The organism is Pseudofrankia inefficax, assembly GCF_000166135.1.
GTDB classification, from domain to species: domain Bacteria; phylum Actinomycetota; class Actinomycetes; order Frankiales; family Frankiaceae; genus Pseudofrankia; species Pseudofrankia inefficax.
Genome location: NC_014666.1, coordinates 1,951,011 through 1,965,417, shown reverse-complemented (window position 1 = coordinate 1,965,417; position 14,407 = coordinate 1,951,011). Strand labels below are relative to the sequence as shown.

Annotated in this window: 15 protein-coding genes and 1 pseudogene; 8 read left to right on the top strand and 8 right to left on the bottom strand. The window is 70.4% G+C overall.

Features of this window, described 5'->3' with window-relative positions:
• The first annotated feature begins 134 nt into the window (after nucleotides 1-134).
• Together FRAEUI1C_RS07890 and FRAEUI1C_RS07885 are read left to right on the top strand one after the other, a co-directional pair.
• Nucleotides 135-1,001: an SMP-30/gluconolactonase/LRE family protein gene (locus FRAEUI1C_RS07890; protein ID WP_013422769.1), complete on the top strand. Its 867-nt coding sequence runs from the start codon at nucleotides 135-137 to the stop codon at nucleotides 999-1,001.
• A 234-nt stretch (nucleotides 1,002-1,235) separates the two neighbouring features.
• Nucleotides 1,236-1,544 carry a hypothetical protein gene (locus FRAEUI1C_RS07885; RefSeq protein ID WP_438270018.1) on the top strand — a complete coding sequence of 103 codons (309 nt, stop codon included), beginning with the start codon at nucleotides 1,236-1,238 and terminating at the stop codon, nucleotides 1,542-1,544.
• 35 nt (nucleotides 1,545-1,579) lie between these two features.
• Here FRAEUI1C_RS07885 and FRAEUI1C_RS07880 read toward each other — a convergent pair whose 3' ends face one another.
• Nucleotides 1,580-2,092, bottom strand: coding sequence for a class I SAM-dependent methyltransferase (locus FRAEUI1C_RS07880; protein ID WP_198318727.1), 513 nt, complete (start codon nucleotides 2,090-2,092; stop codon nucleotides 1,580-1,582).
• Between the two features lie 77 nt (nucleotides 2,093-2,169).
• The gene (locus tag FRAEUI1C_RS07875) at nucleotides 2,170-2,553 is read right to left on the bottom strand and encodes a VOC family protein (protein WP_041260343.1); all 384 of its coding nucleotides are present in this window, start codon (nucleotides 2,551-2,553) and stop codon (nucleotides 2,170-2,172) included.
• A 54-nt stretch (nucleotides 2,554-2,607) separates the two neighbouring features.
• On the opposite strand from FRAEUI1C_RS07875, the gene FRAEUI1C_RS07870 reads away from it, so the two are divergent.
• Nucleotides 2,608-3,360: an AraC family transcriptional regulator gene (locus tag FRAEUI1C_RS07870; RefSeq protein WP_013422765.1), complete on the top strand. Its 753-nt coding sequence runs from the start codon at nucleotides 2,608-2,610 to the stop codon at nucleotides 3,358-3,360.
• A 14-nt stretch (nucleotides 3,361-3,374) separates the two neighbouring features.
• Here FRAEUI1C_RS07870 and FRAEUI1C_RS07865 read toward each other — a convergent pair whose 3' ends face one another.
• From FRAEUI1C_RS07865 to FRAEUI1C_RS07850, 4 genes are all read right to left on the bottom strand, one after another.
• Nucleotides 3,375-3,653, bottom strand: coding sequence for a hypothetical protein (locus FRAEUI1C_RS07865; protein ID WP_013422764.1), 279 nt, complete (start codon nucleotides 3,651-3,653; stop codon nucleotides 3,375-3,377).
• Nucleotides 3,654-3,726: 73 nt separating this feature from the next.
• A complete protein-coding gene (locus FRAEUI1C_RS07860) occupies nucleotides 3,727-4,455 on the bottom strand; it encodes a class I SAM-dependent methyltransferase (protein WP_013422763.1) in 729 nt (242 codons plus the stop codon).
• Between the two features lie 182 nt (nucleotides 4,456-4,637).
• Complete coding sequence (locus FRAEUI1C_RS07855; RefSeq protein WP_232425338.1) at nucleotides 4,638-6,227, bottom strand: alpha/beta fold hydrolase; 1,590 nt, start codon at nucleotides 6,225-6,227, stop codon at nucleotides 4,638-4,640.
• A 196-nt stretch (nucleotides 6,228-6,423) separates the two neighbouring features.
• A complete protein-coding gene (locus FRAEUI1C_RS07850) occupies nucleotides 6,424-7,125 on the bottom strand; it encodes a TetR/AcrR family transcriptional regulator (protein ID WP_049806847.1) in 702 nt (233 codons plus the stop codon).
• A 38-nt stretch (nucleotides 7,126-7,163) separates the two neighbouring features.
• Between FRAEUI1C_RS07850 and FRAEUI1C_RS07845 the strand changes: the two are divergent.
• A pseudogene (locus tag FRAEUI1C_RS07845) lies at nucleotides 7,164-8,648 on the top strand (FAD-dependent monooxygenase).
• 167 nt (nucleotides 8,649-8,815) lie between these two features.
• Here FRAEUI1C_RS07845 and FRAEUI1C_RS07840 read toward each other — a convergent pair.
• Entirely contained in the window at nucleotides 8,816-9,379 is a 564-nt protein-coding gene (locus tag FRAEUI1C_RS07840; protein WP_013422760.1) for a dihydrofolate reductase family protein, read from the bottom strand.
• A 267-nt stretch (nucleotides 9,380-9,646) separates the two neighbouring features.
• Here FRAEUI1C_RS07840 and FRAEUI1C_RS07835 point away from each other — a divergent pair, with 267 nt between their 5' ends.
• Genes FRAEUI1C_RS07835 through FRAEUI1C_RS07820 form a run of 4 tightly spaced genes read left to right on the top strand, consistent with a single transcriptional unit; the run spans nucleotide 9,647 to nucleotide 13,559 of the window.
• A complete protein-coding gene (locus tag FRAEUI1C_RS07835) occupies nucleotides 9,647-10,180 on the top strand; it encodes a hypothetical protein (protein WP_013422759.1) in 534 nt (177 codons plus the stop codon).
• Between the two features lie 43 nt (nucleotides 10,181-10,223).
• Complete coding sequence (locus tag FRAEUI1C_RS07830) at nucleotides 10,224-11,237, top strand: hypothetical protein (RefSeq protein WP_013422758.1); 1,014 nt, start codon at nucleotides 10,224-10,226, stop codon at nucleotides 11,235-11,237.
• 20 nt (nucleotides 11,238-11,257) lie between these two features.
• Entirely contained in the window at nucleotides 11,258-12,592 is a 1,335-nt protein-coding gene (locus tag FRAEUI1C_RS07825) for a Dyp-type peroxidase (RefSeq protein ID WP_013422757.1), read from the top strand.
• A 58-nt stretch (nucleotides 12,593-12,650) separates the two neighbouring features.
• The gene (locus FRAEUI1C_RS07820; RefSeq protein ID WP_013422756.1) at nucleotides 12,651-13,559 is read left to right on the top strand and encodes a bile acid:sodium symporter family protein; all 909 of its coding nucleotides are present in this window, start codon (nucleotides 12,651-12,653) and stop codon (nucleotides 13,557-13,559) included.
• Here FRAEUI1C_RS07820 and FRAEUI1C_RS07815 read toward each other — a convergent pair.
• Nucleotides 13,470-14,282, bottom strand: a complete 813-nt coding sequence (locus FRAEUI1C_RS07815; RefSeq protein ID WP_013422755.1) for a winged helix-turn-helix transcriptional regulator — start codon at nucleotides 14,280-14,282, stop codon at nucleotides 13,470-13,472. The genes FRAEUI1C_RS07820 and FRAEUI1C_RS07815 overlap by 90 nt on opposite strands.
• Nucleotides 14,283-14,407 lie beyond the last annotated feature (125 nt).

The window sequence follows — 14,407 nt, the reverse complement described above, 5'->3', positions numbered from 1 at the left end:
GGGGTCCGGCGCGGCCGGGCGAAGCGCCTCGCCCCGCACCCTCATCCCGCCAATTCGACCGGCCCACACCTGGAGCCGGGCGATGCGAGGATCGGACCCCGGCATTGCCGTCGAACCGATCCGGAGGTCCAGGAATGAAGGTCTTAGCAAGCGGGCTGCGCTTCCCCGAGGGGCCGATCGCCCTCGCAGACGGCTCGGTCCTCGTCGTCGAGATCGAGGGCGGCGCGTTAACCCGCGTCGCGGCGGACGGCACGGTCACGCCGCTGCACTGCGGCGGCGGTCCCAACGGCGCGGCCGCCGGCCCCGACGGAGCGATCTACGTCTGCAACGACGGCGGCCTGGCCTTTACGACCAAGGACGGGATCCGGTTTCCCGTCGACCATGCCGACGGCAACGAGGGCGGTTACGTCCAACGGGTCGACCTGGCGACCGGCGACGTGGAGGTTCTGTTCACCCACGTCGACGGAAACCGTATCGGAAATCTCAACGACATCGTTTTCGACGCGACCGGTTCCTGCTATCTCGTCGACACCACCCACGGCGCCTTGTACTACGCGGACCCCATTGACGGCACGATCGAAGTCGCCGAGAAAGACCTTTCCTACCCCAATGGCATGGGCCTGTCCCCCGACGGCACGAGGCTCTATGTCTCGGAGACCTATTCGGGCCGCGTTCTCGCCTGGAACGTGACGGGGCCGGGCGCCCTCGCCGGGAAGACCGAGCTGTACTCCACCGGCGGCGAGCACCACTGGGACGGCCTCGCGATCGACGGCGCCGGCAACGTGTGCGTCGCGAACCTCGGGAAGTCGGGCATCACGGTCCTCAGCCCGCGGGGCGAGGTCCTACGGGAGTTCGTGACCCCGGAGTACGACCCGTTCGTGACGAACATCTGCTTCGGCGGACCCGCCGGCGACACGGCGTTCCTCTGCTCGGCGGGCCGTGGCATTCTCTACACCTTCCCATGGCCCTGGCCGGGCCTGCCGCTGCACTTCGCCTGCTGAGCCACAACCAGCCCACACGCCCGTTGCGAAGCCCTTGCGACAGGGCTGTGCCGGTGCTGTGACGTCGAAAACCGGATCGCCCCGGCGCGGCGGGCCGGCTGCCCGACGGTCATCGCGACCTGCGCCGGGGCTACTTGACAGGGTGATCCGCGAGCCGCCAGGATCGAATGTATGTTCGATCTCCTCGGGGCCCGCTCCCGCACTCACGTTCGCGTCGTTCGCGAAGGTCGGCTCGTGCCGTACCAGCGGATCCCGGCGCGGATCGACACCGACTCGCGCCCGCCGGAGGCTCCCGCGCCGGCCACCCTGCCACCGAGCGTGGCCCGGCTGGCGGCCCGGACGAGGCTGTCCGCCGAACTGCTCGCCGCCATCATGGCGGTCGACGGGCGGACCCGCGCGACTCTCGACGACATGGAGCGCGCGGACGCGCTCGCGGACGTGCTCCTGGCCCGCCGCCGGCAGCGCGCCGGCCGGCAGCGCCCCGAGCCCACCCAGGACTCCGCGGACCGGTCGGACAACGGGATCACGGCCGCGCACGCCTGAAGGCGCTGTTCCCCGGCCCGCCGAAGGGAACGAGCTCAGTCCTGCCGCGGTTCTCCGCCGGCCGATCGTCGCGCACGGAAGCGGACGGCGAACTCGTTGACCTCCACCTCGACGTCGGCGAACCCAACCGCCGCCAGCCGCCCGGCTAGCTCCGCCGGCGCGATCGGGACGCAGACATCGTCATGATGGAGGGTCCGGAAGTCCGGGCTGTCGAGGCTGTCCTCGCCGACGAACAGCCCACCGGGACGAAGGACGCGCCGGACCTCGGCGAACAGGGCGTCCTGCCGCTCGGCGGTCGGAACGTGGTGCAGCATCGTGAGGCACACCGCCGCGCTGAACCGGCCGGCGGGAAGCCCGGTGGCGGTCGCGTCGGCGGACACGACCTCGACGTTGCTTCCCGCCAGTCTGCCCGCGAGCGCGTCCGCGAGGTCCCGGTCCACCTCCACCGCGGTCAGCCGCCCGGTCAGGGTGCGCAGCACGTCGGTGGTCAGCCCGGGTCCAGGACCGACCTCCAGCACGTCGTCACCGAGGTCGACCCCGTCCAGCACCCAGGGAATGATCCAGCGTCGTACGGTTTCCGCCCACTCCGCACTGGAACAGAGCGCCAGATGTTCCGCATTCATTGTTATTCGGCCTCCGGGTCGTACTGCATGGCGCCGACCGCATTGCCCGCCGGATCGCCAAAGAAGATCAGGTGCCCGACCCCGCTGATGGTGAACCGGTCCATCAGGATCGTTCCGCCCGCGGCGCGAACCGCGCGCGCGACCGCATCGACGTCCTCGACGGCGAAGGTGCATTCAAGGCCCGTCGTGACCTGCCCCGGCAGCAGCGTCCGTCGTTGCTGGAGTGCTCCCTGGACCCCGGGCTCGTCGTCCGGCCCGGTCTGAATCTGGTAGAAACCCGGCGGCCCCCAGGCGGTGAACCGCCAGCCGAACACCGTCTCGTAGAAGGCGCGGCTGGCCGGCACGTCGTCGGCGTTGATCGCGAAGTGGGAAAGGTTCGTCGGCACGGCCTCATGCTGGCACCGCGCCACGGTGTCGCGACACCTAGACTCCGACAAGTTATGTCGATTTCCCGCCATGACCGGGCCGAACCGGCCGTGCGCGGCTACGCGGTCACCCATCCCCCCGGCGTGGCGGCGCTGCCGATCCAGGCCGGCTGGGACCAGCTCCTTTACACCGCCTCCGGCGCCATGACGATCTCCACGCCGGCCGGCTCCTGGTTCATCCCGCCGCACCGGGCCCTGTGGATCCCGGACGGCGCTCAGGCCACGGTGCGCAACCGCTCACCCGCCGCGGTCCGCAACCTGTACTTCGCCACTCCCCTCGGCGTCGCCCCGCCCAGGGCTCAGGCGGTCGCCGTGCCCGAACGGTTCGGCCGAGAGCTGCTGCTGCATGCGGTCCGACGCTGTCCCCTCGACCTCGGCGACCCGGTTCACGCCGCGCTTCTGACCGTGCTCGTCGATCAGCTGCGCGGGCTGCCGGAGGCCTCCGTCTGGCTCCCCTGGCCCTCCGATCCCCGTGCGTCCGACCTGGCCACGGCCCTGGTCGCCGACCCCGCGGCCGGGCTGACGTCCCTCGCCCACCGGGTCGGGGCCAGCCGCCGCACCCTGGAACGCGCGTTCGGCGCCGAGACCGGCCTGAGCCTCGGTGCCTGGCGCCGCAGAGCCCGCATCCTGAGCTCGCTCGACACCCTCGCGGCCGGCGCCTCCGTCACCCAGGCCGCCATCGAGGCCGGCTACGCCACGCCGTCCGCCTACGTCGCCGCCTTCAAACAGGAGCTCGGCCAGACCCCGCGTCATTTCCTCAACGGATAGTCGCCGCACGAGCGTCAGCCGGGAGGATCGTTCTCCTCGCGGTGGCCATGGAGGTAGTCCTCGAAGGTCGGGCGCCGGTCTGTCCTACGTGACCAGAGAACGGCGGCCAGCAGCGCGGCAGGGGCCATGGCGAGCCGAAACACTCGTCGAGCCAGTCGACCGAGAGCCGTGAACAGTTCCCGGAGTGCCTGCCACGGGTGTCCCAGGGCCACGACGGCCACCAGGAACGCCGCGCCGCCACGGCTCATCCCGCCGAAGTCGTCCGACTCGGGCCGCGGTTTGTCCTTGGTCACGACGCGAGACCGAACGTGAGGCGCGGAAGTCTGCCGTCGCGGGTCAAGAGTGTCCTTCCGTCGGCACGCGAGATCAGGAGAAGACGAGCAGGTCGAGAGTGTCGGTCACCTGGCCGCCATCCTGCTCCGCCGCCGCCCGCATCCGGCGCACACCTGCGTCGTACTCGGCATCCGTGATGAGCCTCAGTGGGGTGTGGGCATCGCGGCGCAACTGGCTGAGGGCAGTCCGCACCGAGCCGGCGGTCACCTGCGGCACGGCTTCGAGCGTCCGGAAACGGAAGCCGGCCGACGCGAAGACGGCCCGCAGCTCGGCGACGGATGGGTACTGGTCGAGCGCCCTTACGGCCTCGGGGAAGTACCGAAAGAGCGTGACGCCCTCGGGCCGTTCCCGGAAGACCGACCGGATGAGCACCGGCGCCCCGGCACGCAGGACGCGGCGCAGCTCGGCGGCGGCGGCCGGTAGGTCCGCGACGTGATGAATGACCGTCGACAGCCAGGCGCCCTCGAAACTGCCCGTGCCAAACGGGAGCGCCGCCGCCTCGCCGCCGACCATCCGTGGGGCGAGCGTACGAGCCCGCATCGCCGCCGCCGGTTCGAGGGCAACCATGTCCAGGCCGGCCCAGTCCGTGAATGCCGCGGACCAGGCGCCGGTGCCCGCTCCCACGTCCAGCACGCGCATCCCACGCCGAGGCGCCAGGTGCCGTCCGACGGCGTCCTTCCACCCGGCCAGGCCTTCGGCTGGCACGTGCCTGGAGGCTCGAAAGGCCGTCGCGGCGGCGTCGTCATACGCAATGAGCGCCATAACCCCTCCGGATGCTCGTCCGACCGGCATTGCCGCGCGCGTTGCACAGGTGCCGGGTCCGACAAAGTCGGCTCGTTCGCCTGATCGGCGTTTTGGCCCTCGTATGGTCGCAAAACTGCTGCGGTTACAGCCACCCGAGGGCCAAAACAGCGATCTTGCCGCAGGCCACCTCCGGAGACCGGTCAGGACGCCGGGATTGGCGTGCCGGTCTTTGCCAGCGGGGCGGCCAGCGAGACCGACAGCGAGGCGGTGCCATGCGAGGTCTGTGGCGCGAACAGGGCTGAGCCGGCCACCACCTGCAGGACCAGATGGCTGCCCGGTGCCACGTGCCAGGCGACCGCGGCCATCGAGACGGTCACGCTGTGCTTCTGCCCGTCCAGGCGCAGCTTGACGGGGGTCGCCTGGTTGCCGACCACGAGGTGCCGATCGGTGTCGACGAGCTGGGCATACGCGACGGTGTCGGCCGGGGTCGCCGTGCCCTGGTAGGTGACGGTCAGCTTCGGCGCGCCGAGGATCTCGCCCGCGGCCGCTGGCGGTGAGACCGCCGACTCCACGGCCGTGCCGGCGGCGGCCGGACCCGCGGCGGTCGCGGAGCCGGTCGTGACGCTCGGGTCAAGCGTGAGGGTGCCCTGCCCGGTCGCGGTGAGGGACCCGGAGCTCGCGGGCGGGTAGCTGGCGAGGCCGTACCAGGTACCGGTGTCGTCGACGTACTCGAACCCCGGGCCGGTAGCGGTGCCGGTCCGCTGTCTGAGGTACCGGTCCAGCCAGCTGAGGGTGAGCTGCTCGGTGTGGTCGGCCGGGCCAGGGTTGGTCAGGCACTCCCCGTGCCCACCGCAGAACCAGGCCATCTTCACCGGCACCTTGCCGTGCAGCGCCTGGTAGTTCTCGATGCCCTGCGCCAGCGGGAAGAGCGTGTCGACGGTGCCCTGGAGGATCAGCGTCGGCACGTGGATCTTCGCCAGCAGCAGGTCGGGGCCGTGGTCGGCGAACCAGGCCAGCGTGTCCGACGACAGCGGGGTGTTGGTGCGGCTCGCCTGGCAGGAGTCGAGCACGTGCGGGTCAAGGCGGTTCTTGCCGCTCTGGCCGATCTGGCAGAGCAGGCCGTCCCAGCCGGCCTTGTTGACGGTGTCCGGGTAGAGGCTCTCGGTCAGGGAATGCCAGGCGATCGCCGGGACGATGGCGTCGATGCGCCGGTCCGACGCCGCGGCGATGAACTGGATGCCTCCGCCGTAGCTTCCGCCGACCATGCCGACGCGGGGATCACCGGTCGCGTCGAGCTGTGCCTCCGGCTGCCGGGCGAGCCAGGTGACCACCGCGGTCAGGTCGCGGCCCTCGAACGGCGTGTAGTCGGTGTGCGCGGTACCGCCGGACCCGCCGAAACCACGTGGGTCCCAGGTCACGACGTTGTAGCCGGCGGCCACCAGCGGCGCGATGCTGCCGGTGGCGGCCTTCGGGTCGGTCTCGCCGGGCTGTCCCCAGCCGGGGCCGTCCAGCACGGTGGGTGCGCGCCCGCCGGCCCGCAGCCCGGTGGCCGGGAAGAAATGGGTCACGATCTTGGTGCCGTCGAAGGACGTCACCGTCGTGGACCTGGCCTCGACCGCCGGGCCCGTGCCCGCGACGGCCGGCGCGGCACCGGCCGCGGCCCGCGCCGCCGGCCGGTCCGGCGTGCCGCCGCCACCGCAGGAGCACAGGGCCAGCGACGCGACGATCACCCCGGAGATCAACACCGGAAGCCGCCAGCGGTTCATCATCATCCGCACCCCTGCCGACATCCGCGCGCCGACGGCCCCGAACCAGCCGATACGCCGGATTGCATGAGAAATGAAGCCCGGTGAGGTTAACGCCCCAGACCACACTCATGCCACTGGCCGTTGGGCCCGTTGTCGATCAGAAGTGGTAAGCACTGATCTCTGACGCCGGGCCAAGGTTGACGAGGGCTGGTCCGCCGGTCTCCGCCTGCTGACGCGTTCATCCGGTGAGGGTGGCGAGTCCGTCCAGCAGCCAGTCGAGAACCGCCGCGAAGGTCTGCGGTGGTGGGCTGTGCCGGTCCGGGTCGGTGGCCCAGCGGCTGAAATACGGATGGTTGCCCGCGGCGGTGATGCGTTCGAGATAGGGCGCCGCGGCCATGGCGAGGTCCTCGTCGGTGGCCAGGCCGATGCGGGCCCGCATCGTCTGTTCTTCGAGGAGGGCGAGGCCCGATCCGAGAACGTGGCCGAGCACGGTGTTGATGCAGCCCATGCGCGTCGCCGCCGGTAGGCCGAGCGGGTCGAGCTCGGCGAGCGCGGCGTCGTACAGGGCGAGTGCGTTGGGGCCGAGCGGGGGGCGACTGAAGGCGAGCCGGGCGAACCACGGGTGGAGCTGGACCGCGGTCCAGCCGGAGATGCCGAGCTCGCGCAGGGCGGGTCGCCAGCCCTGGTCTCGGGTGACGCTGAACTGGCCGTAGATGTGGTCAACCATCAGGTCGGCGAGGCCGTCCTTGCTGGTGACGTAGCGGTAGAGGGTCATCGGACTGCGGACACCCAGCTGGCTGGCGAGCGTGCGCATGGTGATCTCACCACTGGCCTGTCGGTCCGCCAGCTCGGTCGCGGCGATCACGATGCGTGCGCGGCTGAGCGGTTCGGCGGTGGGCGGGGGTACGGGTTCGTCGAACCACACCAGTCGATCGCTCATGGTGGACACAGATTATCAAGCTGTGTACAACGTACATCATGTGTGTACAACGTACATCCGAGGTGCTGGTGGTCGGGGGCGGCCTCGTCGGGCTCACGGCGGCGCTGGTGCTACGCCATCACGGCGTCTCGGTGACCGTCGTGGAGCGGCGGACGACGACCTCGCCGCAGCCCAAAGCGCGCCGGTTCCACGTCCGGACGATGGAGATCTTCCGCGAGCTGGGGCTCGCCGCCGCCGTCCAGGACCAGGCGCGCGACCTTGCCGGACACGACCAAATGGCCACCGGGCGGACCCTGGCCGAGGCGAGACAGCTGCCGCTGTGGCAACCGTCCGGCCAGGCCGCGGCCGACGTGAGCCCCGAGTCGCCCTGCCTGATCGCGCAGGACACGCTGGAGCCGATGCTGCGCGCGGCGGCCGTCGACGCGGGCGCCACCGTGTGGTTCGACACCGAGCTGGCCGCCTTCGAGTAGACCACCACCGGCGTGGTCGGCCGCCTCACCGGCCAGACCGAGACGGAAGTCCAGGCCCAGTTCCTGATCGGGGCCGATGGGGCGCGCAGTGGCGTGCGCGAGGCACTGGGTATCAACCGGTCGGGCCGCGGCACGATCGGCGCACCAAACGTCAACGTCTACTTCCAGGCCGATCTCGCCTCGATCGTGCGCGGACGAGAGTTCAACCTCTGTCAGATCGAACACCCCGACGCCCCGGGCGGCCTGGCGTCAGTCGACGGTCGCCGGCGATGGGTGTTCATGAGTCCCGGTGGCGACCCGCGGCGCGACTGGCCGGCTCTGCTGCGGACCGCGCTCGGCGTGCCAGCCCCCGACCTCAAGATCCTGAGCGTCCTCCCCTGGCAGGCGGAGATGCTGGTCGCGGACCGGTACTCGGCCGGCCGCGTGCACCTGGCCGGCGACGCCGCGCACGTCATGCCACCGTTTGCGGCGAGCGGAGCCAATACCGGCATCGCGGACGTGCACAACCTCGCCTGGAAACTCGCCGCCGTCCTGCGCGGCCAAGCCAGTCCCGCCCTTCTCGACAGCTACGACGCCGAGCGGCGTCCCGCCGGCTGGTTCGCGGCCGACCAGTCCGCCCGGCGAACCGACACCTTCAGGCTCGGCACACCCGATCCCACGCTGGCGCACCCATTCGTGCTGGCAGCAGGCGGATTCCAGTACACCGCGGGCGCACTCGTACCTGACGGCTCGCGCGAGCCGGTGACCGACTACGCGCCAACCGGAAGAGTCGGCACCAGGGTCCCGCACCGCTGGCTCGACCCGCACCGCACCCACTCGACGCTCGACCTCGCCGGACCGGACTGGGCGATCCTCACCGGCGACCGCGCCGACCACCTGACCACCGACTTCCTGGCCCCGGAGGAGTGCTTGCTGATCCGGCCGGACGACATCGTGGCCTGGCGCGGTAGATCAACCACAGAAGCGGCCAGGACGCGAGCCACCCTGCTGACGGCTTCGACCACCGCCGAAGCCGGGGCCGCGCCTGGTCCAGGCGACCAGAACCGGATCTGAGCCGCCCTCGCGCCAGGTTCGTCCCGCCTCGTCCTGGTGCTTGATCGCCGTTTTGGCCCTGAGGTGGCTGTGTTCGAGCCGGGGTTACGACCGTTTGAGGGCTGAGACGGCGATCATGAGGGCGCCGGCGCGGGCCGACCGTGCCTGCGACGGCACCGTTGGAGGCGCTAACGGACGACGTCGAGGATCTCCTTCTGGACGCCGTTGGGGTAGGCCTCGGACTCGACGAGCCTGAGCATGGTCTTGTCCTTGTCGGCCGCGCTGAACAGCCGTTCGCCGGCGCCGAGGAGCACGGGGAACACCAGCAGGTGGTAGCGGTCGACCAGCCCGGCGTCGGCCAGGCTCTTTCCCAGCCTGGCGCTGCCGTGGACGGCGATCGGGCCGCCCTCGGTCTCCTTCAGCGCGGCCACCTCGTCGAGGGACCGCAGGATCGTCGCGGGCCAGCGCGCGTCGTCCTCGGTGAGGGTGGTCGAGACGACGTAGCGCGGCATGGCGTTGTAGCCCGCGAACTCGGTCATGGTGGGCCAGACGGGGGCGAACGCCTGGTAGCTGGTGCGTCCCAGCAGCAGCGCGGTGGTCTCCTCCTGCTCCCGGCCCTTGATCTCGTAGGCGGCGGGGTCGAAGTCGATGTCCTTGAAGGTCCAGCCGGTGTTTCGGTAGCCGGACTCGCCGCCTGGTGCCTCCATGACGCCGTCGACGGAAACGAAGGCGGTCACGATCAGTGTGCGCATCGGGGTTCTCCTCTGCTCGTCGTCCAGGATGTCCCCATCGTGTCGCCGACAAAAAAATTTGTCAAGGAGGCGCAGACTGTCGGCAAGGGTCACGAGAGTAGTCGATCGTGTGCTGTGGGTCCCGAGCGGCAGAGTCGAGCCGCCGGCGCAGGCCCGTGCGGTCTCATGCTCGGAGCGCGGGCGGGCGGGCGGCGTGCCGACGGGCGGGCCATCGCGTCGCGTGTGAGTATGCAGTGGTTTTCTGTGCGTGGCGGCAGAGGAGCCCAGATGGAGATAAGGCCGCAGGCGGTCGCCATTCCCAAGGAAACCGACCATCTGGAGCAGGGGAAATACGGCCCCATCTTCCCGAAGACGCCGGCATGCTACGGGTTCACCATCATCGCCAGGGTAAAGCCCGGTCGGGCCGAGGCGATACGAGCGCACGGCCGCACCCTCGCCGGCGCACTAGCCGGAAACCCTCATCTTCTCGCGCCGCTGAAGCTCCACTACCTACGCTGGGTGCTCTTCGACGACGACACACGTTTCATGTACCAGGGAATCTTCGACACCGACTTCGACAAGTACACCGAGGACGCGGTCGCGCTTTTCAGCAGGGCAGGAGTGGATACGACCTTCGAGAACCTCGAAGGATTCCCCGAGGACTGGCGGACGAACCCCGAGGCCTTCGTTCGGTTCGTGCGCGCACACCACTGCCCGAGCTTCATCGAGTACGGCGAGTACCCGTACGTGACGGCCGACGAGATCAAGAAGGCGCTGCGGGTCAAGAGCGCGCTGTCCGAGATGCTCGACCAGATGCAGTGATCCTCTCCACTGTCGCCTCAGGACAGGCCTATCGGAGACCGCGATGAGCGAACCGCGCACGGCCCGCACCTACAACCAGAACCACGCCCGCCGCCCCTACGCTCCAGGCCGGCGACGGGTCAGTATCTACGTGTCGTGGAGCTACCCGGCCGAGGCGGGCCGGAATCCAACCGAACTCGACAACCGTTTTTCCACGATGACCGAGGTCCGGCGGGTGGCGTGGCCGGCCTACGAGGAACCGCGGTGGTCGGACCCTTTCCAGTTCCAGCAGGGCATCGCGGGGGCGCTGGAGCTGTTCTTCTGGGCCTGGGTGCCCTTCCAGGAATATGTGAAGGAGGTCACCGGGTATGCCGTGCCGCTGTATCAGCGGGTCGATCACGCGGGATACCGGACCGTCCTGGACGAGCGCGTGCTGGCGGACACCGACACCCTTTTCGTGTTCGGGCTGGACCACACGGTCACCGGGCAGGAGGCCGAGCAGCGGGAGATCGCGGCGCTGCGGCATTTCCTGAGCCGCGAGGACGCCTGCCTGATCCTCGGACCCCACCACGACGTCGGCGCCTCCGACGACCTCGCCGTGCGGGACATCGAGTACCGCCATCACGGGGATCTCCTGGTTCCCCGCCAACAGCGGTTCGCCGGCTACGTCCGAAGCCTGATGCGAGGTCTCGGGGTGCCCGTCGAGAACCGCTACGGGCTTCGCCCCGCCGTCCGCGACGGCAAGCAGCCCGCCCCGTTGTCCACGGCCCGGGACCTCGACCCCAAGGGATGGCTGGACGGCGTGAGCCACTTCAATTTCCACCAGCATCTGCCGCACTACGCCGTCACGACCGACCAACCGGGCGTCGTCCACGTCCTGGCCAGCCAGCCGATCGACACGAGGCAGCCGCATCCGTTCATCGAGGCCGGTGCGACCGAGTTCAACACGTTCCTGTGGATGCCACCGGCCGGCGATCGGGCCGGGGATGTGCTGCTGGCCGATTCCACAATCTTCAGCTCGTTGTTCGGCGGCGACGAAAGCCTACGTCGCTTCTGGCGCAACCTCGTCTCCGCGTAACGGCGAGAGGAGCGGAGACGATGAGCGGAAAAACGCCGACCGCACTGCAACTCGACGACATTCAACGCGCGGTCCTCAGCCCCCGGCCGACCCCCTATGCGGCGACCTACCTCGCTTTCCGGGTCGACGACCCGGCGCACGGCCGGGAACTCATGCGCCGCGCGAGCGCGGTGGTCACCTCGGCCGCCGAGCCGGTCAGCCCCCTCGGGAGTACCTGGGTCAGCGTCGCGCTGACCTGCCACGGGCTGCGGGCGCTCGGCGTTCCGGAACCCGCGCTGGAAACCTTTGCCTGGGAGTTCCGCCAGGGCATGGCCGCCCGGGCCAAGGCGCTCGGCGACGTCGGGGAGAGCGGCCCCGAGAACTGGGACGCCCCGCTGGGCACGTCCGCCGTCCATGTCGTGCTCCTGGCGGTCGCGCCGGACGCCACCCAGCTGGAGGCGGCCATCGACCGCGCCCGGCCCGCCTACGAACAACTGGCCGGCGTCACCGCGATCTGGCGGCAGGACTGTCACACCCTGCCCACCGAGGCGGAGCATTTCGGCTATCGCGACGGCATCAGCCAGCCCGGCATCGAGGGCAGCGGCATCGCCGGGTCGAACCCGCTGCAGGAGCCGTCTAAAGCCGGCGAGTTCGTGCTCGGCTATCCCGACGAGCTCGGCGGTGTCCAGTCCCCGCAGCCAGCCGAGCTCGGACACAACGGCAGCTATGTCGCCATCCGCAAACTCCACCAACGGGTCGGCGCGTTCCGCCGCTACCTGCGCGACAACGCCACCAGCCCCGACGACGAGGAGCTCCTGGCCGCGAAGATCATGGGCCGGTGGCGAAGCGGCGCTCCTCTCGCGCTCAGCCCGCACCACGACGACCCCGCCCTCGGCGCCGACCCGGACCGCCGCAACGCCTTCCTTTACCAGCGCGATGATCCCGCGGGATTCACCACTCCCGGCGGCTGCCACATCCGCCGGGCAAATCCTCGCGACGCCACGGTGGCCGGCGAGCCACGGCTGCACCGCATGATCAGGCGCGGCGGTGTCTACGGCCCACCGCTACCGGACGGAGTCCTCGAGGACGACGGGACCGACCGCGGCCTGATGTTCACGTTCGTCGGCGCCCATCTGGGGCGCCAGTTCGAGTTCGTCCAGACCCAGTGGATGAACGACGGTGTCTTCTTCGGCGCGAACGACGCCCGTGACCCCGTCACCGGAAACCACGACGGCACCGGCACCGTCACGATCCCCCGACGACCACTGCGCCGACGCCTGTCCGGGCTGCCTCGGTTCGTCGTGACCCGCGGCGGCGAGTACTGCTTCATACCAGGCCTGAACGCACTGCGCTGGCTGGGCGCCCTGACCGACTGACAGCGCGGCCCGCGGCCCGCCACTCCGCGACCGCCGCGCCACCCGGGTGGGGAGCCTCATGGACGCCCTGCACCTGCTCTTCAATGGCATCACAGTGGTCTTCATCGCGGCGACCATGTTCGCCGCCGGTCTCGGGGCCACCATGCCGGCGCTGCGCGCCATCGTCACCGACATTCCGCTGCTGCTACTGGCCCTGCTCGCCAACATGATCATCGTTCCGCTGCTCGGCTGGGGCATCGGTGAGCTGCTCGGCCTCCCAGAGGCGCCCTTCATCGCGCTCGTCCTGGTCAGCTCCTCCCCGGGCGGACCGTTCGGGGCGAAACTCGCCATGGTCCAGGCCGGTGACGTCCCCGCGGGCGCGGCAACGCAGGTGCTGCTCGCCACGGCCGGCAGCCTCACCTTCGCCCCGACCGTCAACATCATCCTCACGACCGCCGACCTCGGCACCGGCGTCTCCCTCGACGTCTGGACGCTGGTCCGGACGGTCGCTCTCCTACAGCTCGTCCCGTTCGCGGTCGGCCTGCTACTGCGCCAGTACGCGACCTCCACGGCGCGGTCCTGGCACCCCACGGCCACCATGATCTCGAACGTGACGTTTCTGCTCGTTCTGGTCGGCATGCTGGTCGGCAACTGGCAGGACGTCGTCGCGCTGCTCGGCTCACGCACCCTGCTCGCCGGGTTCGTCCTCTCGGCCGCCGCGTTCGCCGCCGGCACGCTGCTGGCCACTGGTCCGCCCGCGCGCCGAACCACCCTCGGAGGCGTCACCGCCGTTCGCAACGCAGGGCCGGCCCTGGCCGCGATCGGCCTCGCCTTCCACAACGAACCCGCCATACTCGGCGGGCTTGCCGCCGTCCTGCTCAGCGGCCTCGCCGCGGCCCTACCAATCGCCGCCGTGCTTCACGGCCGGCGAACCACCGCCACCGCCGCCGACCGGCACTCCCACGACGGTCCCCAGCCCGGCGCGTGACCGCTCTCCGACGTGATCGTCACGCTGGTCGCCGGTCCCACGGCGGCCGCCGCGCTCGAAGCCGGCGGCGAAGAAGGCGGTGTCGAACCAGGTCGGGAAGTCGCGGGCCAGCGGAGCCGGGCCGTGCATCTCGGCGGAGCCGGCGTCGAGCAGAGCGCGGAACGGGGTGCGGCCGAGCAGCCATCGGTGCATCTCACGGGTGCTCGCGGTCACCCGCAGATGCACGTCGCCGCGTGGTTCCTCCGAGCAGACGGTCATCCCCGGCCGTTCGACGTCGAGCCAGCCCTCGGCGCTGCCGGGGCCGGTCAACGTGATGTGCACGAGGGTTCGCCGAGGTGGCAGCCGGTCTGCGACCGCGTGCTGGTGTAGGCGCCAGATCAGCGAGAGCCCGTCGCAGTCCTCGTCCTCCGGGTCGTCGAAGACCCATTCGGCGGCCCACTGCCCCATCGCCCAGATGATCGGCGTGATCGACCAGCCGGCCTCGGTCAGTACGTACCGGCCAGGACGGCCGCGTTCGGCGGCCTCCCGGCGGACCAGGCCGTGGCGTTCCAACGCGCGCAGGCGCTGTGCCAGCAGGGTACGACTCATCCGGGGCAGGCCACGGTGGATGTCGTTGAAGCCCTCGGCGCCGACCATGAGCTCGCGGATCACCAGCGGCGTCCACCGGTCGCCGAGGATCTCCACGCCACGCGCGATGGGGCAGTAATCGGAGTGGATCGGCACCCGGCCATCGCATCACGCCAGGCCGGGCGTCTGGCCGCACAGTCGTCCACCGGACCTGACGGCCGAGCGACACCCCAGGTACAGGAACGCGACTAGTTGGCCGGCCTGCTCTCGGCGGAATGTCG